This is a genomic window from Geodermatophilus sp. URMC 62 (genome assembly GCF_052931475.1).
In genome coordinates, this window is sequence record NZ_JBRFHY010000001.1 from 4,668,502 (window position 1) to 4,686,848 (window position 18,347).

19 protein-coding genes are annotated in these 18,347 nt (G+C 76.5%); 7 read left to right on the forward strand and 12 right to left on the reverse strand.

The features are described 5' to 3' along the window. The first annotated feature begins 73 nt into the window (after window positions 1–73). Both ACU616_RS22450 and ACU616_RS22455 read left to right on the forward strand, forming a co-directional pair. Window positions 74–619 (forward strand): YbhB/YbcL family Raf kinase inhibitor-like protein, encoded by a 546-nt coding sequence (locus tag ACU616_RS22450; protein ID WP_446760628.1) that lies wholly within the window; start codon window positions 74–76, stop codon window positions 617–619. Between the two features lie 190 nt (window positions 620–809). Beyond that, on the forward strand, window positions 810–1,661 hold the full coding sequence (locus ACU616_RS22455) for a serine hydrolase (protein ID WP_446760629.1): 852 nt from the start codon (window positions 810–812) through the stop codon (window positions 1,659–1,661). 23 nt (window positions 1,662–1,684) lie between these two features. Here the strand turns inward: ACU616_RS22455 and ACU616_RS22460 are convergent, their stop codons facing one another. Next, window positions 1,685–2,485, reverse strand: coding sequence for a GNAT family N-acetyltransferase (locus tag ACU616_RS22460; RefSeq protein WP_446760630.1), 801 nt, complete (start codon window positions 2,483–2,485; stop codon window positions 1,685–1,687). Window positions 2,486–2,608: 123 nt separating this feature from the next. Here ACU616_RS22460 and coaA point away from each other — a divergent pair, with 123 nt between their 5' ends. From coaA to ACU616_RS22475, 3 genes are all read left to right on the forward strand, one after another. Further along, the gene (gene coaA, locus ACU616_RS22465; RefSeq protein ID WP_446760631.1) at window positions 2,609–3,562 is read left to right on the forward strand and encodes a type I pantothenate kinase; all 954 of its coding nucleotides are present in this window, start codon (window positions 2,609–2,611) and stop codon (window positions 3,560–3,562) included. A gap of 96 nt (window positions 3,563–3,658) precedes the next feature. Continuing rightward, window positions 3,659–5,734 (forward strand): CehA/McbA family metallohydrolase, encoded by a 2,076-nt coding sequence (locus ACU616_RS22470; protein WP_446760632.1) that lies wholly within the window; start codon window positions 3,659–3,661, stop codon window positions 5,732–5,734. A 59-nt stretch (window positions 5,735–5,793) separates the two neighbouring features. After that, window positions 5,794–6,060 (forward strand): DUF5999 family protein, encoded by a 267-nt coding sequence (locus ACU616_RS22475; protein ID WP_446760633.1) that lies wholly within the window; start codon window positions 5,794–5,796, stop codon window positions 6,058–6,060. Between the two features lie 150 nt (window positions 6,061–6,210). Here ACU616_RS22475 and ACU616_RS22480 read toward each other — a convergent pair whose 3' ends face one another. Beyond that, window positions 6,211–6,987, reverse strand: a complete 777-nt coding sequence (locus ACU616_RS22480; protein ID WP_446760634.1) for a hypothetical protein — start codon at window positions 6,985–6,987, stop codon at window positions 6,211–6,213. Window positions 6,988–7,105: 118 nt separating this feature from the next. On the opposite strand from ACU616_RS22480, the gene ACU616_RS22485 reads away from it, so the two are divergent. Next, window positions 7,106–7,744: a DUF5701 family protein gene (locus ACU616_RS22485; RefSeq protein ID WP_446760635.1), complete on the forward strand. Its 639-nt coding sequence runs from the start codon at window positions 7,106–7,108 to the stop codon at window positions 7,742–7,744. A 68-nt stretch (window positions 7,745–7,812) separates the two neighbouring features. Here ACU616_RS22485 and gcvP read toward each other — a convergent pair whose 3' ends face one another. The 10 genes from gcvP to ACU616_RS22535 all read right to left on the reverse strand — a co-directional run bounded on the left by gcvP (window position 7,813) and on the right by ACU616_RS22535 (window position 17,221). Further along, on the reverse strand, window positions 7,813–10,803 hold the full coding sequence (gene gcvP / locus ACU616_RS22490; RefSeq protein WP_446760636.1) for an aminomethyl-transferring glycine dehydrogenase: 2,991 nt from the start codon (window positions 10,801–10,803) through the stop codon (window positions 7,813–7,815). Window positions 10,804–10,916: 113 nt separating this feature from the next. Next, window positions 10,917–11,492, reverse strand: coding sequence for a MerR family transcriptional regulator (locus ACU616_RS22495; protein ID WP_446760637.1), 576 nt, complete (start codon window positions 11,490–11,492; stop codon window positions 10,917–10,919). 289 nt (window positions 11,493–11,781) lie between these two features. Further along, window positions 11,782–12,267 (reverse strand): bifunctional nuclease family protein, encoded by a 486-nt coding sequence (locus ACU616_RS22500; protein WP_369208901.1) that lies wholly within the window; start codon window positions 12,265–12,267, stop codon window positions 11,782–11,784. Window positions 12,268–12,359: 92 nt separating this feature from the next. Next, entirely contained in the window at window positions 12,360–13,139 is a 780-nt protein-coding gene (gene ftsR / locus ACU616_RS22505) for a transcriptional regulator FtsR (protein WP_446760638.1), read from the reverse strand. Between the two features lie 4 nt (window positions 13,140–13,143). After that, on the reverse strand, window positions 13,144–13,662 hold the full coding sequence (odhI, locus tag ACU616_RS22510; RefSeq protein WP_446760639.1) for an oxoglutarate dehydrogenase inhibitor Odhl: 519 nt from the start codon (window positions 13,660–13,662) through the stop codon (window positions 13,144–13,146). A 258-nt stretch (window positions 13,663–13,920) separates the two neighbouring features. Further along, window positions 13,921–14,331, reverse strand: coding sequence for a glycine cleavage system protein GcvH (gene gcvH, locus ACU616_RS22515; protein ID WP_446760640.1), 411 nt, complete (start codon window positions 14,329–14,331; stop codon window positions 13,921–13,923). Between the two features lie 84 nt (window positions 14,332–14,415). After that, window positions 14,416–15,270 (reverse strand): DUF881 domain-containing protein, encoded by an 855-nt coding sequence (locus ACU616_RS22520; RefSeq protein WP_446760641.1) that lies wholly within the window; start codon window positions 15,268–15,270, stop codon window positions 14,416–14,418. Then, window positions 15,267–15,599 (reverse strand): small basic family protein, encoded by a 333-nt coding sequence (locus tag ACU616_RS22525; protein WP_446760642.1) that lies wholly within the window; start codon window positions 15,597–15,599, stop codon window positions 15,267–15,269. Before ACU616_RS22525 ends, ACU616_RS22520 begins: the two co-directional genes overlap by 4 nt. 3 nt (window positions 15,600–15,602) lie before the next feature. Next, window positions 15,603–16,538 (reverse strand): DUF881 domain-containing protein, encoded by a 936-nt coding sequence (locus ACU616_RS22530; RefSeq protein ID WP_446760643.1) that lies wholly within the window; start codon window positions 16,536–16,538, stop codon window positions 15,603–15,605. Beyond that, complete coding sequence (locus ACU616_RS22535; RefSeq protein WP_446760644.1) at window positions 16,535–17,221, reverse strand: CDP-alcohol phosphatidyltransferase family protein; 687 nt, start codon at window positions 17,219–17,221, stop codon at window positions 16,535–16,537. Before ACU616_RS22535 ends, ACU616_RS22530 begins: the two co-directional genes overlap by 4 nt. Before the next feature lie 203 nt (window positions 17,222–17,424). On the opposite strand from ACU616_RS22535, the gene ACU616_RS22540 reads away from it, so the two are divergent. Then, window positions 17,425–18,339 carry an IS982 family transposase gene (locus tag ACU616_RS22540; RefSeq protein WP_446757825.1) on the forward strand — a complete coding sequence of 305 codons (915 nt, stop codon included), beginning with the start codon at window positions 17,425–17,427 and terminating at the stop codon, window positions 18,337–18,339. Window positions 18,340–18,347 lie beyond the last annotated feature (8 nt).

Below are 18,347 nucleotides of genomic sequence, written 5' to 3' on the forward strand. Positions count from 1 at the left end.
GGTGGCGGGCACGTCCTGGCTAGGGTCGGCGCGGGGCGGCAGCGAGCCGCCCGACCCGAGGAGAGGACCGTCCATGGCCGACCGGCCCGTAGCGCCCAGCCCCTACGACTTCCTGCCCCCGGTGCCGTCGTTCACCGTCACCAGCACCGACGTCCGCGACGGCGAGGTCCTGCCGACGCCGCAGGTCAGCGGTGTCATGGGCGCCGGGGGCGAGGACCGCTCCCCGCAGCTGTCGTGGTCGGGCTTCCCGGAGCAGACGCGGGGCTTCGCCGTCACCGTCTACGACCCCGACGCGCCCACGGCCAGCGGCTTCTGGCACTGGGTGGTCACCGGCCTGCCCGCGTCGGTCACCGAGCTGCCCGCCGGCGCCGGGGACCAGGCGGGCTCGGGCCTGCCGGCCGGCGCCCGCCAGCTGCGCAACGACGCCGGCTTCCCCGGTTTCGTGGGGGCCGCTCCCCCGGCCGGGCACGGCCCGCACCGCTACTTCGTCGTCGTGCACGCCCTCGACGTCGAGGACATGGGAGTGCCCGCCGACGCCTCGCCGGCCGTCCACGGGTTCAACCTCTTCGGCCACACGCTGGCCCGCGCCGTGCTGGTGCCCACCTACGCCCAGGACTGACACCCAGGCCCGACACCAGGCCCGACACCCAGCACCGGCGGAACGCGGACGTCCGCACGGGACGGCGTGCCGGGGAGCGGCCGGGGTACCGCGGCGCCATGTCGTCGCGGGCTCCCCGGCTGCTCCCCGGCTGCTCCCCGACCGTGCCCTGCCCGCCCCCGCCCTGCCCGCCCCCGCCCTGCCCCGCCGCGTGCTCGTCCCCGTCGTCGTGCTGGCGGTGCTGTGCGCGCAGGTCGCCCTCGGCAGCGGCCGCCGGGCCCTGGCCGGCCCGCCGGCCGTCGAGGTGGTCCCCGCCGCCGTCGGCGCCTACGGCGACACCGGCGGGGTGCTGGCCGTCGCGCTCACCGCCCAGGTCCCGCCCCCCGACGGGCTGACCCGCCCGGCGCTGGACGCCCGCGACGCCGTCCTGTCCCGCCGCACCGCCGACAACGGCGCCGCGGCCGACCGCCCCTTCCCCACCGCCTCGCTGGTCAAGCTGTTCCTGGCCGAGGACGTGCTGCACCGCGCCCGCACCGGGCAGCTGACCCTCCAGCCGCGCGACTGGCGGCTGCTGCAGGCGATGATCTCCGCGTCGGACGACCCCGCCGCCTCCGAGCTGTGGGACCGCTTCGACGGCCCGCGGACGGTGCGCGACGTCGCCGCCCGCTACCGGCTGACCGGCACCGCGCCGCCGGCGGACCCGACGCAGTGGGGCGAGACGACGACCACCGCCGGCGACCTCGCCCGCTTCCTCGCGCTGCTCCCGACGGTGGCCTCCCCCGCGGATGCCACCACGCTGCTGGTGTGGATGCGCACCGCCACCCCGCTGGCCGCCGACGGCTTCGACCAGCGCTTCGGCCTCCTCGGCGCCGTGCCCGGACGACCGGCGGTCAAGCAGGCCTGGATGTGCTGCCTCGGTGGCAGCCGGCACCTGCACTCGGTGGGCGTCGTCGGGACACGGGTCGTCGTGCTGCTCAGCGAGGTGCCGCGGTCGGTCGGCTACCCGCGGGCCGCCGCGGCGCTGACCGCCGCGGCGGCGTCCCTCCCCCCGCCCGGCTCCTGACCCCCGGCGCCCGGCCGGGCCGCTCAGTCCGGCGAGGGCAGGCGGTCGGCGACGCCGGTGGTGCCCACCTGGGCGAAGCCGACCCGCTCGTACACGCGGGCGACGTCGTCGTCGCCGGCGGTGAGGAAGACCAGGTCGGCGGTCTCGCGCGCCTGCGCCACCAGGGCCGAGGCCAGCGCCGCGCCGACCCCCCGGCCGCGGCGCCGCGGCGAGCTGGCCACCCCCACCACCTCGCTGACCTCGCAGTCACCGACGTCGACGGGGTGGTGCGAGCCGACCGCGACCGGCTGCCCGTCCTCGACGGCCACCATGAGCACCGTGCGGCCGGTGAGCACCCGCTCGCGCAGCACGGCGGTCCGCGCGTCCTCGGCCGGCGTCCGGCCGTCGCGGGCCCCCTCCGCCTGCGGGGTGAAGGCGGTCTCCAGCAGGTGCTGGTAGTGCGGCAGCCGCGGGTCCTCGGCACCGACCAGGTACAGCCGCACCCCGGCCGGCAGCAGCAGCTCCACCGGGTCGTCGACGACGAGCAGGGGGAACTCGGTGACGACCAGCCCGGCGGCGCGGGCCGCGGCACCGAGCGAGGGGGTGCGCTCCTCCACCCACTCCACGGCGGCGGGCAGCCCGGCGTCCTCCTGCAGGGCCACCGCCGCCCGGACGTCGGCGGCCGAGACGCTGCGCGCACCGGGCCGCGGGCGGGCCGGGTAGGGCCACGCGGGCGAGCCGATCGGCACGTCGAGGGGGCCGGCCGCGACCAGCCGCGCGTCGGGCAGCGGCGCGGCGGCGGCGTACTGCTCGACACGGTCGAGCAGCCCGGGGCGGGTCGGCACAGGCGCACCCTAGACGCGGCTCCGCCTCCCGGGCGCCTCCGGAGCGGAGGTCACGGCGGCTCCTCCCCCGGGCGGGGGACCCCGGCGGCACGGGCACCGGACCGCGGGCGGCACGATGGGCGGGTGACGGCAGGGACCCGCCCGCAGATCTCGCCCTACGCGGCGTTCGACCGGGACACCTGGAGAGCGCTGGCCGGCAACCGCGCCCTGCCCCTGGACGAGGCCGACCTGCGCGCCCTGCGCAGCCTCGGCGACCGCATCGACCTCGGCGAGGTGGCCACCGTCTACCTGCCGCTGGCCGAGCTGCTGGCCCTGCACGTGACCGCCAGCCGGCGGCTGTGGGCGGCGCAGAACCGGTTCCTCGGCGACACCACGGCCAAGGTCCCCTACGTGATCGCCGTCGCCGGCAGCGTCGCCGTCGGCAAGAGCACCACCGCCCGCCTGCTGCAGACCCTCCTGGCCGCCTCCCCCGGCGCCCCCCGCGTCGACCTGGTCACCACCGACGGGTTCCTGTGGCCCAACGCGGTGCTCGGGCAGCGCGGACTCATGGCGCGCAAGGGCTTCCCGGAGAGCTACGACCGGCGCGCCCTGGTCCGCTTCCTCGCCGAGGTCAAGTCCGGCCGGGGCGAGGTGAGCGCGCCGGTCTACTCCCACCAGTCCTACGACGTGCTGCCCGGGCAGCGGCAGGTCGTCGACCGGCCCGACATCCTCGTGCTGGAGGGCCTCAACGTGCTGCAGGCCGGCCGCCGCGACGACGGCCGCGTGCCCGAGGTGTTCCTGTCGGACTTCTTCGACTTCTCCGTGTACGTCGACGCGGCCGAGGCCGACGTCCAGCAGTGGTACGTCGAGCGGTTCCTGGCCCTGCGGCGGACGGCGTTCGCCGACCGCACCGCCTACTTCCACCGCTACGCCGACCTCAGCGACGACGACGCCCGGGAGATGGCGCTGTCGATCTGGGCCGCCGTCAACGGGCCCAACCTGCGGACGAACATCGCGCCCACCCGCTCGCGCGCCCGGCTGGTGCTGCAGAAGGCCGCCGACCACTCGGTGCGCCGGGTGCTGCTGCGCAAGCTCTGACCCTTTTTTTGTCGCCGTCCTCCCCGCCGTCGAGGATCGCCGCAGTGTTGGGGATAACGGTGACGCCGGCGCGGCGGTCGTGCCAGGGTCACCGGCGTGTGCTGTGGCGAGGACGCGGTGCTGGACCTGCCGGCCCCGGTGCTGGAGGCACTCGCCGGCTACCGCCGGATGCGCGCGGCGTCCGGCTGGGGCTGGGGCGAGGACGGGCTGCCCGACCTGTTCCGCTGGGCCCGCTTCTCCCTGCTCGGCGCCGCCTTCGACGCCCTGGCCGTCACCGGCGACTGGGCCGCCGCCGTGCGCGCCGCCCTCGGCGACGGGGACCCGCCCGCCGGGGTCGCCGTCGTCACGACCGGCCCGGGCGGGGAGCTGGTCGCGCGCACCGGCCCCCTCCGGCCGGGGCCGGCGGGGGCGTCGCTGCCGGTCGACGTCGTCGTGCTCTCCGACGCCGCGGACGACCGCACCGTGTCCGTCGCCGGGACCGCCGTCCCGGTGCCGGCCGGCGGGGTGGGCCTGGCCGTCGTCGACGTCGACCCCGCTGCGCCCGCCGTGCCGGTCACCTGCGGGGCCGCGCGGGCCGAGGTCGTCGCCGTGACGGCGGTGCCGGCGGCCCGGCTGCGGGTGTCGGCGCCGGCGTGCGCGCGCTGGTCGGTCACCGACGCCACCGGCGGCGGCTGGGGGCCGCCGGGACCGCCGGCGAAGTGGGACGCTACACACCGGCCCTACTGGCACGCCCGGGAGGCCGAGTTCGACGTCCCCGCCGGCCCGCTGGAGGTCGTGGTCGCCCGCGGGCTGGAGTGGCGGCGGACCACCCTGACGGTGACGCCGGGCCCCGGGGAGACCGCGGAGGTCGCCTGGGAGCCCGAGCGGCGCTTCGACCCGGCGGCCGGCGGCTGGTACGGCGGGGACCTGCACGTGCACCTCAACTACTCCGGCGACGCGGTGCTCGAGCCGGCCGACGCCGCCCGCATGCAGGCCGGTGAGGGGCTGCACCTGGTGCAGCTGGTGGCCGGCAACCTCGGCGGGACGCTGGTCTACGACCGGGAGCTGCTCGAGACCACCGCCGGCCGTGAGCTGTGGTCCGGCGAGCGCGTGGGCATGGCCGGCCTCGAGTACCGCAACGACCTGCTCGGGCACGTGCACGCGTCGGGCCTGGCCGGTGTGCCCGCGCTCGTGCACACCGGCCACGAGGGCACCGACGCGCCGTGGGACTGGCCGCCCAACGCCGCCGCGTGCGCCGCGATGCGCGACCTCGGCGGACTGACCAGCTACGCCCACCCGGTGTACTCGGCGCTCACCGACGTCGGGCAGCTGTACGCGCCGGCCCGCACCGTCGAGGCCCGCGAGCTGGTCGCCGACGCCGCGCTCGGCCTGGTCGACGCCGTCGAGGTGGTGTCCTGCTTCGACGACCGCGGCGCCGTCGCGCTCTGGCACCGGCTGCTCGACTGCGGGCTGCGGCTGGCCGCGGTCGCGGGCACCGACGCCTTCCTCTCCTTCGCCCACGGCCCCGGCGTCGCGTCCAACCCGCCCGGCTGGGGCCGGGTCTACGCGCACCTCGGCACCGAGCCCCTGACCGCGGCCGGCTTCCGCGCCGCGGTGGCCGCCGGGCGCACCGTGGTCACCAACGGCCCGTGGCTCACCCTCGACGTCGACGGCGCGGGACCCGGCGCGGTGCTCGACCGCTCCCCCGGCGACCGGCTGGCCGTCCGCGCCGGGGTCACCGGCGGGGGTGTGGACCGGCTGGTGCTGCACGGGGCCGGGGGCACGGTGCTCGCCGAGACCGACGGCGCCGAGCTCGCGGCCGACGTGCCGGTGGCGGCCGGCACCTGGCTGGCCGCGGCCGCCTACGGCGGGGACGACGAGCACACGCCCGGTGCTCCCGTCTTCGCGCACACCGGCCCGGTGTACGTCGACGTCGACGGCCGCCGCGTCGCGGTGCCCGCATCGGCCCGGTGGTGCCTGGCCGCCCTCGACGCCCTCGAGGCGCTGGTCACCGCCGAGGGCCGCTTCGACCCCGCCCGCCGCGCCGAGCAGGTCGGCGCGCTGCGCTCCGTCGTCGAGGCCGCCCGTGCCGTCTACCGGCGGGTCGCCTCGGGGGAACGGCGCGCGGGGCCGGATGGTGCGCCTGCGCACGACCCGTCCGCCATGGCAGGTGCTGACGACTCGGACGGGTGAGGTGGTGAGGTTCATCACCTGACGAAAGGGCGGGCCGCGCGCACACTCGGAGGCGTCCGGTGATCGGACCCTCACTGAAAGTCACCCCGGCTCGCCGCCGGGCCGATCGGGAGTCGATCCTGATGTGCGTACACACCACCCCCTGTCCCGATGCCACCAGCGACGCGCGTGACCTCGCCGCCGCCGTGAGCAGCCACCCCGAGCAGGGCTGGAGCCTGCTCTGCAACGGCGTCGTCCTCTTCGACGACGACGGCGAGCTGCTCCCCGACGGCCAGGCCGTCGACACCCACCACGAGTGGCGCACCGCCGGGCTCGTCTCCGCCTGAGCGGGCGCCCCGCACGTCCGGGGCACGGGGCCCGCGACGGGGCCGGTCCCGCCCGTGCCCGGGTCCGGAGCGGACCCGGGCACGGGCTCAGCCGGCGGCGGCCGGAGCTCAGCCGGCGGCGGCCGGAGCTCAGCCGGCGGCGGCCGGAGCTCAGCCGGCGGCGGCCTGGGCCGCGTCGCCGAGCAGGGCGGTGAAGGCCCCCGCGTCGGGAGCCGGCGCGTCCGGCGCGCCGGTCTGCGCCAGCAGCACCCCGCGCGGCCCGTCGAGGACGACGCCGACGAGCGCGGTCGTCGTCCCCCCGTCCGGCCGGCCGACCCTCACCTGCAGCGCGGCGCTCTCGTCCCCCAGCTGCGGCACCTCCAGCGCCGCGAGGTCGACCGTCGTGCTCCCGTCCGGGCCGCTCACCGTGACCGACGAGCAGGCGCCCAGGAGCTGGTCGAGCGGCAGCTGCCGTCCCTCGAGCTCCGGCGACTCCGCGAGCACCTCCAGCGTCCGCACCTGGCTCCCGAGCGCCGCCTGGGCCACCAGGACCGGCTCCTCCCGCCCGCCGTCCCCGGGGAGCCCCGGCAGGGCCCCCAGCGCGGCGCCGCACAGCGGAGGGTCGACGGTGACGCCCTCGGGGAGGCTCCCCGACCACCCGGGCAGGCCGGCGGTCCCCAGCTGCTCGAGGGTGACGCCCACGACGGTCGCGTCCGCGCCGAAGGCCGAGGCCGGCAGCAGTGCGTCCCGCAGGTCGTCGGTGCTCGCGGAGCCCGATGCCGTGGCCGACCCGGTGGCCGACCCGGTGACCGACCCGGTGGCGGCTGCCGGGCTGACCGGGCTGGCGGCGTCCTCCGCGCCGGCGCAGCCGGCCGTCAGCAGCGCACCGGCCCCCAGGGCCGCCACCCACGCCGTCCGGACCCGTCCCCGCCGCACCCTCGCCGTCATGGCGCCGATGCTCCTCCGCGCCTCCTCGCCCGTCGAGCCGGCCGCGGGCCGGAACCCGGAGGGGCGCCCGCGCGTTGCGAGACGGTCCGCCGCTCGCCGTCGCACCGGAGGTGCCGTCGTGCCGACCCTCTCGCTGTCCCTCCCCTCCCCCCTCGACCAGGCCGCGCGGCTGGTCGCCCTCGGCCTGCACGAGCGCGCGGGACTGCCCGCGGCCGGGCTGCGGGAGGCTGCCGCCGCGTCCGGCGACGGGCTGCTGGTGCTGGCGCCGGACGTCGTCCCCGCGTCGGCGCTGGTGCCGTTCGTGCGGTGGCGGGACCGGCCGGCGTTCGTCGTGGTGGACCTGACCGACCTCGACGACTTCGCACCCGTCGCCGACGCCGTCCCTCCGCCGGCCCCGGCCTACCTGCTGCGCGACCCCGACCGTGGCGACGAGTACCGCGGCTGCTCGCCGGAGGAGGCCCTGCCGCGGATCCGCGCGGCCGGCCGGACGCCGCTGACGGTGGCCGAGGGCCTGACCTGGCTGCTGCAGTGCCCGGACCTGCTGGAGCGGGGCGCCTGCACGATGACCGTCGGCTCGCGGCTGCGGCGGGCCGACGGGTCGCCGGACGCCCGCACGCCGGCGCTGTGGATCAGCAACGGCACCGGCCGCGACGGCCGGGAGCGCCGGGACAGCCCCAAGGTGGGCTGGTGCTGGGCGGGCAACCGGCACACCTGGCTCGGCATCGCCTCGGCGTCCGGCCGGGTGGCGCTGTCCTGACGCGCGAGATCTGCACACTCGCGCCCTTCCGGGGACGGAAGGCCTCGAGTGTGCAGATCTCGCGGTGATCAGGCGGAGGCGCCCACCACGTCGGCGGCGGTGCCGAGGTCGTCGGGGGCGCCCTCGCCGGGGTCGGGCACGTGGGTCTGCGGGGCGTGCGCGGGCTCGGGCTCGGCGAAGGCCTCCGGCGGCGGGCAGGAGCAGACCAGGTTGCGGTCGCCGTAGGCCTGGTCGACGCGCCGCACCGGTGCCAGGTAGCCGCGGGTGGTCAGCCCCGGCACCGGGAACACCGCCGCGCTGCGCGGGTAGGGGCGGTCCCAGTTCCCGGCCAGCATCTTCAGCGTGTGCGGGGCGTTGCGCAGCGGGTTGTCCTCGCGGTCGTACTCCCCGGAGGCCACCTGCTCGATCTCGCCGCGGATGGCCACCATCGCCTCGACGAAGCGGTCGAGCTCGGCGCGGTCCTCGCTCTCGGTGGGCTCGACCATCAGCGTGCCGGCCACCGGGAAGCTCATCGTCGGGGCGTGGAACCCGAAGTCCACCAGCCGCTTGGCGATGTCGTCGTTGGTGATCCCGGTGGCCTTGGTGAGCGGGCGGATGTCGAGGATGCACTCGTGGGCGACCAGCCCGCCGGCGCCGGTGTAGAGCACCGGGTAGTGCTCGCGCAGCCGGGCGGCCAGGTAGTTGGCGCCCAGCACCGCGTGCTCGGTGGCCCGCTGCAGCCCGTCGGGACCCATGAGCCGCAGGTAGGCCCACGAGATCGGCAGGATGCCCGCCGACCCCCACGGCGCGCCGGAGACGGCCGGGCCCTGCCCGCCGGTGTCGGCCAGGGGGTGCCCGGGCAGGAACGGCACCAGGTGCTCGCGGACGCCGATCGGGCCGACGCCGGGGCCGCCGCCGCCGTGCGGGATGCAGAACGTCTTGTGCAGGTTGAGGTGGCTGACGTCGGAGCCGAACCGGCCCGGGCGGGCCAGCCCCACCATCGCGTTGAGGTTGGCGCCGTCGACGTAGACCTGCCCGCCGGCGTCGTGCACCGCGGCGCAGATGTCGCGGATGTCGGTCTCGAACACCCCGTGCGTCGACGGGTAGGTGATCATGATCGCGGCCAGCCGCTCGGCGTGCTCCTCGATCCTCGCCCGCAGGTCGGCGACGTCGACGTTGCCCGCCTCGTCGCAGGCCACCACGACCACGCGCATGCCGGCCATGACGGCGCTGGCGGCGTTGGTGCCGTGCGCCGAGCTCGGGATCAGGCAGACGTCGCGGTGGGACTCGCCGCGGGAGCGGTGCCAGCCGCGGATGGCCAGCAGCCCGGCGAACTCGCCCTGCGATCCGGCGTTGGGCTGCACGCTGACGGCGGCGTACCCGGTGATCTCGGCCAGCCAGGTGCACAGCTCGTCGATCAGCCGGCGGTAGCCGCGGGCCCGCCCGGCGGGGGCGAAGGGGTGCAGCCCGGCGAACTCCGGCCAGGTGATGGCGGCCATCTCCACGGCGGAGTTGAGCTTCATGGTGCACGAGCCCAGCGGGATCATCGTGCGGTCCAGCGCCAGGTCCTTGTCCGACAGCGACCGCAGGTAGCGCATCATCGCCGTCTCCGAGCGGTGCGCGGAGAAGACCGGGTGGGTCAGGTAGGGAGTGCGCCGGCGCAGGGCCGCGGGCAGCGCGTTGGGGCCGTCGTCGTCGAGGGCCGCGTCGTCGGCGGCGACGCCGAACGCCGCGGCCACCTGCCGCAGCACCTCCGGCGTGGTCGTCTCGTCGCAGGCCACGGCCACGGTGTCGGCATCGACCCGGCGCAGGTCGATCCGCCGCGCCGCCGCGGCGGCCACCACCTCGTCGGCGCGGCCGGGCACCCGGGCCTGCACGGTGTCGAAGAACGCCTCGTGGACGACGTCGACCCCGCCGGCGCGCAGCCACCCCGCCAGCGCCAGGGCGCTGCGGTGCACGCGGGCGGCGATCGCGGCCAGCCCCTCGGGCCCGTGGTAGACGGCGTAGGCGCCGGCCATGACGGCCAGCAGCACCTGCGCGGTGCAGATGTTGCTGGTCGCCTTCTCCCGGCGGATGTGCTGCTCGCGGGTCTGCAGCGCCAGCCGGTAGGCGACGTCGCCGTCGGCGTCCACCGACGCCCCGACCAGCCGGCCGGGCAGCTGGCGGGCCAGGCCCTCGCGCACCGACAGGTAGCCGGCGTGCGGGCCGCCGTACCCCATGGGGACGCCGAAGCGCTGCGAGCTGCCGCAGGCGACGTCGGCGCCCCACTCCCCCGGCGCCTCCAGCAGCGTCAGCGCCAGCAGGTCGGCGGCCACGACCACCGCGGCGCCAGCCTCGTGCGCGGCGGCGGCCAGCGCCCGGTGGTCGCGGACCGCTCCGCTGGCCCCCGGGTAGGACAGCAGCACGCCGAACGCCCCGGCCTCGGGCAGGTCGGCCGGCCAGCCGGCGGACAGGTCGGCGACGTGCAGGCCGATGCCCAGCGGCTCGGCGCGGGTCTCGAGCACCGCGAGGGTCTGCGGCAGCGTGTCGGCGTCGACGACGAAGACCGCGCCGGGCCTCGCGCGCCCGGCGCGGCGCACCAGGGTCATGGCCTCGGCGGCGGCGGTGGCCTCGTCGAGCATGGAGGCCCCGGCGACGGGCAGGCCGGTGAGGTCGGCGACCATCGTCTGGAAGTTGATCAGCGCCTCGAGCCGGCCCTGGCTGATCTCGGGCTGGTAGGGCGTGTAGGCGGTGTACCAGGCGGGGTTCTCCAGGACGTTGCGCTGGATGACCGCCGGGGTGACCGTGCCCGAGTAGCCCAGGCCGATCATCGCGACGCTGACCTCGTTGGCCGCGGCCCGCTCGCGCAGCTCGGCGAGGACGGCCGCCTCGTCAGCGGCCGGCGGCAGGCTCAGGGCGTCGCGGTCGCGGACGGTCTCGGGCACGGTGGCGTCGACCAGCGACGGCAGCGAGTCGTACCCGATGGTCTCCAGCATCGCGGCGGTCTCGGCCGCGCGCGGGCCGATGTGCCGGGCCGCGAAGGAGCCCGCGGGGTCCAGGGAGGTCAGCGACGGGAGGGGGCCAGCAGCAGCGTCCGCCATTACCGCGACGCTACCAGCGGCCCGCCAGCCGCCCGCCCGACCAGGGAGGTCACCGACGGACGGCGTCCGGGGCACCTCCCGGCGCCCCGCCGGGCCGGACGCCCCCGCCGGGCTCAGGCGGTCGCGACCCGGCGGCGGCGGCGCATCGACAGCTCGTCCTCGGCGGCGTGCAGCGGGGCGCCGTCGAGGCGCTCGGCGGGCAGCTCGGCCAGCTCGCCGGAGAGCTCGCGCAGCGCGCCGGAGACGGCGATGCCGAACACGCCCTGCCCGCCGGCCAGCAGGTCGACGACCTCCTCGGCCGAGGTGCACTCGTACACCGTCGCGCCGTCGGAGAACAGCGTGACGTTGGCGAGGTCCTTGATCCCGCGGTTGCGCAGGTGGTCGACGGCCTTGCGGATGTTCTGCAGCGAGACCCCGGTGTCGAGCAGCCGCTTGACCACCTTCAGCACCAGGATGTCGCGGAACGAGTACAGCCGCTGGGTGCCCGACCCGGTCGCACTGCGGACCGAGGGGGCGACCAGGCCGGTGCGGGCCCAGTAGTCCAGCTGGCGGTAGGTGATCCCGGCGGCGGCACACGCCGTGGGGCCGCGGTACCCGACCAGGTCGCTGTCGACCTCGTCGTAGTCCGTCGCACCCACGGCGGCGTCGCTGAAGAGCTGACCCTGGGAGCCCTCGCTCTGGTCGCTCACGTCAGCGTCCTCCTTCGCGTCCCGCCACGGGCGCGGCGGTCGTCCGGCGTCGTCCGCGTGGACCCCACGAGCAACACCGTCGTTGCCCGCGACCGTAAGCCGGGCCCCCAGGGCGGTCAACTGACGCGGGCGGCGTGTCGCCCCACTCACCCCGAGGGAGTGGTATCGGCGGTCCCGGCAGCGGTGCGCACCCGAGGCGGTGCAGGTGGGGGCGCGTGTGACGGACGGGGCGCGCGGGACCCCACCCGTCCCGGGGACCGCGTGCCGGGGCGGCGGCGCGCCGCGGCGCTCAGGCCCCGCCGGACCCGGACCCGGCGCCGAAGTCCTCGGGGGAGATCTGGTCGAGGAACTCGCGGAACTTCTCCACCTCGTCCTCCTGCTCGTCGGGGATCTCGATCCCGACCTCGTCGAGCAGGTCCTCCGCGCCGTAGATCGGCGCACCGGTGCGCACGGCGAGGGCGACGGCGTCCGAGGGGCGGGCGCTGACCACCCGGTCGTCGCCGAAGACGAGCTCGGCGATGTAGATGCCGTCGCGCATCTCGGTGATGTTGACCGCCTCGAGCTCGGCACCCAGGGCCCGGACCACCTCGCGCAGCAGGTCGTGCGTCATCGGCCGAGCAGGACGGACCCCCTGCTGCTCGAAGGCGATGGCCGCCGCCTCGACCGCACCGATCCAGATGGGCAGGTAGCGCTCGCCCTGCGTCTCCTTAAGCAGCAGGATCGGCTGGTTGCCGGGCAGCTCGACCCGGACCCCGACGACTCTGAGTTCCTGCACGGTGTTGCTCCCTCAGCTGCGGCGGTACGGGTGGGGGCCGGCGCGGGCCGACGGTGTGGCCGGTCCGACGGCACGTCCACCGTACGCCGCAGTCACGGGCGCAGGAGGTCCCGGAGGCGTGCTTCCAGCAGGGCCCGGTGCAGCTGCGCCGACAGCGCCGAGAGCTCCGCGAGCTTCTCCGTCGCGCGCGCCCGGGCGTCCTCCGACCGCGACCGCAGGACCGGCGCGACGAGCTGCTCGACCAGGCCGGCCTCCCGCTCCGCGCTGGTCCGGAAGGCCCGCAGGTGGCGCGGCTCGAAGCCGTGGCGGGCCAGGCCGGCGGCGGCCTGCGCGATCGGCAGGTCGCCGGCCGGGTGGCGGCCGTCGGCGTCGGGCACCAGCAGGCCGAACTGCACGCAGTCGGCCAGCTGCTCCGGCGCCATGCCCGCGGCGCGGGCGAACTCCTCCGGCGTCAGCGGAGGGACGACGTCGACCGCCGCCGCCCGCTCCGCCGCCTCCCGCTCCGCCGGGTGCGGCCCCGCGGGCGGGCGCTCCTCGGCAGCCGGCGGCAGCGCGGGGCCGGTGCCGGGCACCGGCAGCCCGCGGTCGAGCGCGTCGAGGTGCTCCTTGATGACGCGCAGCGGGAGGTAGTGGTCCCGCTGCGCGGTCAGCACGTAGCGCAGGCGGTCGACGTCGGCCCGGGAGAACTTCCGGTACCCCGACGGCGTCCGCTGCGGGTGGACCAGGTCCTCGCTCTCCAGGTACCGGATCTTGCTGATCGTCACGTCCGGGAAGTCGTCGCGGAGAGCGGCCAGCACCGCGCCGATGGTCAGGCGGGGGGTGTGGACGCCGGCGGCGTCGTCCCCGGACGCGCTGGCACGCGCTCCGGGCACCGGCTCAGCGGGCGGCGGGCTCGCCGGTGCGGGGGCCGGTCAGGTAGACGAGGCGGAACTTGCCGATCTGCACCTCGTCACCGCCGGCCAGCGTGGCGACGTCGACCGGCTCGCGGTTGACGTAGGTGCCGTTGAGGCTGCCCACGTCGTGCACCGAGAAGCCCCCGCCCTCGCGGTGGAACTCCACGTGCCGGCGGCTGACGGTCACGTCGTCGAGGAAGATGTCGCTGTCGGGGTGGCGACCGGCGGTGGTGACGTCCTGGTCGAGCAGGAAGCGGCTGCCGGCGTTGGGGCCGCGCTTGACCACCAGCAGGGCCGATCCGGCCGGGAGGGACTCCACCGCGCCCAGCTGCGCGTCGGTGGCCGGCTCGGCGACCTCGGGGACCTCACCGGAGTCCTCGCCGCCGACCTTGGGGATGACGCTGGTCGACTCGCCGACCCGCTCCTGGGAGAGGGCGGCGCCGCACTGCGCGCAGAAGCGACTGCCCTCGGGGTTGTCGTGGCCACAACGAGTGCAGTGCACGTCTGTCTCCTCCGGTGCAGGGGGCACCGCCGCGGGCGAGGGGATGCCGCGGGCGGCCGGCGGACGACGGACCGGTCAGTCCGTCGCGGGTCGGCCGCCGTGCGGGGCACGGCGGGCCGTGGGTCATGGAACCAGCGGTCGTCCCGAGGGTCAACCGGACGTCGAGGCGGCGTCCCAGCTGTCCCACGGAGCCGGCCGGGGCCGGTTCCCGGGGCAGCATAGGCACCGCCCCGGGGGAGTCGGGGGACCCGGGGGCGGTCAGGACGCGTCGACCAGCGCCTGGTAGGAGGCGGCGTCGAGCAGGCCCGCGGTGGGGTCGCCGTCGTCCCCGGACGACACGGTGACCTCGACCAGCCAGCCGGCGCCGTAGGGGTCGGCGTTGACCGTCTCGGGCGTGTCGGTGAGGGCCTCGTTGACCGCCGACACGACCCCGGCGACCGGCGAGTAGACGTCGGAGACCGACTTGGTCGACTCCACCTCGCCGATCGGGTTGCCGGGGCCCACCTCCTCCCCGACCGCGGGCAGCTGCACGAAGACGATGTCGCCCAGCGCGTCCTGCGCGTGGTCGGTGATGCCCACGCGGACGACGGTCCCCGTGTCCCCGCTCCCCTGCACGAGGGCCCACTCGTGCTGCTCGGTGTAGCGGCGGTCGTCCGGGGTGGTCGTCATGCGGCAGTCTCCAGAAGGTGCCACGGCCTCCCTGCAGGGGCCCGCCGCGAGCCTGCGAGCGGTGAGGGGCAGGGAGGTCCTTCGTCAGTCGGTCTGCGGCTGAGCGTATTGAGGCTCGTCCAGGGGCCGCAACGCGTCGACCACGACCCGGTCGCGCTGCTCGATGTCGACGGTGCCGCCCTGCCGGCCGACCCGGTCGACGACCCCGCCGGGGATGCTCATCGCCGTCTGCAGGTCCTGCGGCGAGCCGATGACCACGACGTCGTAGGGCGCGCTCACCGCCCGGCCGTCGACCCGCAGGGCGCCGGGGTCGCCGGTGACGGCGGTGGAGACGCCCACGCGGACGCCGTCGATCTGCATCGTCTCCGCGCCGGCCCCGCGCAGCTCCTGGACCGCGTCGAGCAGGTCGGCGACCCGCACCCGCCCCTGCGGGTCGCGGATGGTCATCACCAGGCCCGGTCCCTCGGCCGCGACCGTGCCGTTGAGGACGGCGAGGGCGTCGGCGCGGTCGGCGGCCTCCTCCAGCGCGGCCGCCGAGCGGCTGTCGGTGTTGGACAGGTCGCGCAGGGCGGCGCGCTGGTCGGTGATCTGCTGGCGCAGCTGGTCCTCGCGGGCGTCGAGGCTGTCGAGGATGCCGACCAGCTCCTCCTCGCGGGCCCCCTCGAGGGCGCCGCCGGTGCCGGTGGCGCGCACCTGCACGGCGATGGCGAAGCCGAGCAGCAGCGTGAGGACGGCGATCAGCGCGGCGGCCACCCGGCGCTGCCGCCGGGGAGCCGCGGGCGGGGCGGCCGCGGCGTCGGCGGTCTGCTCCGCGGCCTCCTCCTCCGTGGCGGGCTCCTCGGTGGTGGGCTCCTCCGCGGCGGGGCGCTCCGTGGCGGGCTCCTCCGCGGCGGGGCCGGTGTCCTCGGCGTCCGGTCCGGGACGGGGGTCGGCGCTCATGCCCGGAACAGGTGCCGGCGGATGGCCGCGGCGTTGCCGAAGATGCGGATGCCCAGGACGACGACGACCGCCGTCGACAGCTGTGCGCCCACCCCGAGCTGGTCGCCGAGGAAGACGATCAGCGCGGCGACGACGACGTTCGACACGAACGACACGACGAACACCTTCGCGTCGAAGATCCGGTCGAGCCGGGCGCGCACGCCGCCGAAGACCGCGTCGAGGGCGGCGACCACCGCGATCGGCAGGTAGGGCTGCAGCCACACCGGCACGGTGGGGTCGAAGACCAGGCCGAGGGCGATGCCGACGGCCAGGCCGATGACGGGCAGCACGGCTCAGCCCCCCGTCGCCGTGGCGGCGGCCTCCGCCGGCTGGCCGGCGAAGGGGACGGCGGATCGCAGCTCGGGGACTCCCCCGGCGGGCACGGACAGCTCGTCCTCCTGGGCGAAGTCGAAGCGCAGGCCGAAGGACTCCGAGATGGCGGCCAGGGCACCGACCTCGGGGCTGGCCAGGAACCGCGACCGGAGCTCGTCCGGATCGCCGATGGCACTGATCTCGTAGGGGTTGGCGACCGGGCGGAAGTCGACCAGCACCGCCTCCCCGGCGAAGCGGATGGCCGTGGTGGGCCCCAGCCGCTGGCCGTCGATGGCGATCGCCTCCGCGCCGGAGGCCCACAGCGCGTTGACCACCAGCTGCAGGTCGCCGTCCTGGACCCGGCCGCGGGAGTCCTGCTCGGCGGCGCCGCCCACCGGGTCGGCGTCGGCCTCGGCCTCGGCGTTGGCCAGCGTGACCAGCAGGCCGGGACCGGTCACCGCGACCAGTCCGGCCGCCTGCTCGGCGGCGTCGAGGTCCTCGATCGCGCGCTGCCCCTCGCTGCTGGCGGCCAGCGCCGCGTCCCGCGCCTCGGCCGTCTGCGCGCGCAGCGCCTCGAGCTCGGCGGCCAGCGCGTCGGTGCTGTCGGACTGTGCCTCGATCTCCCCGACCAGCGCCGCGCGGACGTCCTCGCGCCCCTGCGCGCCGGAGGCGGCCTGGTCGTAGGTGACGGCGGCGAGCAGGCCGGCCCCGACCATGGTCAGCGCGACGGCCGCGGACGCCAGCCGGGCGCGCCGGCCCGGACGGGGCGGCTCGCCGGCGGCGGCACGAGCGGCGCGCGCCTCGGCGGCGCGGGCGTAGGCGGGGTCGAGGGTCTCGGCGAGCACCTGGTCGAGCAGCGAGGCGCCCATCGAGCGCGGGCCGCCGGTCCCGCGGGGAGCCGGCCGGGTCGCGGTCACGGCGCGGGGCGGGCCGCGGTCGGCAGCGGGGCGGCCCGCTCGGCCCGCACCAGCCCGAGCACCTGGACGACGTAGAGGACGCCGGCCAGCACGTACAGCGCGCTGCCCCAGACGGTCAGCGCCCACGCGACCGGCGCGACGACGGCGACCCAGGCACCGCCGCCGTCGGCCAGCAGCAGCAGCGGGAAGGCGTAGAGGAGGATGAAGGTGGCCGCCTTGCCCAGGTAGTGCACCTGCAGCGGCGGGTAGCCGTGCCGGCGCAGCACCAGCAGCATGACGGCGAGCACCAGCTCCCGGCCGACCAGCACCGCCACCAGCCACAGCGGCACCACGTCGCGGAGCACGAAGGCGACCAGCGTCGAGACGATGTAGAGGCGGTCGGCGGCCGGGTCGAGCAGCGCACCCAGCCGGCTGGACTGGCCCAGCACGCGGGCGAGCTTGCCGTCGGCCCAGTCGGTGACCCCCGAGACCATGAGGACGACGACCGCCCAGCCGTCGGCCTGCGGGCCCAGCAGCAGCCACAGGAACAGCGGGACACCGAGCAGCCGCAGCGCCGACAGCGCGTTGGGCACCGTCCACACGCGGTCGGGCAGCTCGTTGCGGTCGGTGACCCGGGGCGTGCCGCTCGGCGGTCGCCCCGGGGACGCCGGGACGGCGGCCGAGCGCCCCTGCGACGACGTCACTGCTCCTCCACCCCGCTGCACACCGTGCCCGAGGCTAGTCGACGGACCCCGCCGCGCCCGCCGCTCGTCCGCTCGTGGCGGGGGCAGCGGGGTCCGTCGGCTAGATGACTGATTCCAAGGGGTTCGGGCTGAAACCGGTGTGATCACGGGCGAGGGTGTTCAGGCTTGGCGTTGCTAACCCAACGTCGAGCCGGGAGGCCCTCGTGGACGCCGACCTGGACACCCTCGCCACGGCACTGTATGCCCGCACCGATGACCTGCTGAAGGCCGCGCCGCAGCGGCTCCCGTGGCGCCCGGCGGTGGGCATCGCTCCCCGGCTCAGCGATGCCGAGCTGGTGACCCTGGCGGTGTTGCAGGCGCTGCTGGGGTTCACCAGCGAGGCCCGCTGGCTGCGGTTCGCCGGCCAGCAGCTGCGCCCGCTGTTTCCCTACCTGCCGCACCAGCCCGGCTACAACAAGCGGCTGCGCCGCCTCGCCGGCACCGTGATCTGGCTGATCCGGGCCCTGGCGACCGACACCAGCCTGTGGGCCGATGACGTGTGGGTCATCGACTCCACGCCGATCGAATGCGCCCGCTCCCGGGAAGCGGTCCGCCGCTCGGAGCTGGCCGGCTGGGCCGAGTACGGCTACTGCGCCAGCCACACCCGCTACTTCTGGGGGCTGCGGCTGCACCTGATCGCCACCCTGCACGGACTGCCGGTCGCCTTCGCCCTCTCCGGCGCCACAGCCGACGAACGCCAGGTGCTGCTCGACCTGCTCGGCGCCGACCCCGCCCTCATCTCGAGCCATCCCGGACAGATCCTCATCACCGACAAGCACGACTACGGCCGCCGCTTCGAAGCCGAGCTGGCCGACGCCGGGCTGAGGCTGCTGCGCCGCCCCCGCCGCGGAGAACCCGACCGGCCCGGCGCATCGGTGTTCAAACCGCTGCGCCAGACCATCGAGTCGGTCTTCGACACCCTCAAAGGCCAGCTCGACCTCGAACTGCACGGCGGCCACACCCCAGCCGGCGTCCTGATCCGGGTGCTGCAGCGCCTGCTGGCCCTGACCGCGGTCATCTGGCACAACGACCACACCGGCCAATCCGTCCGCAGATCGCTACTCGCCTACGACCACTGACCCCTTGG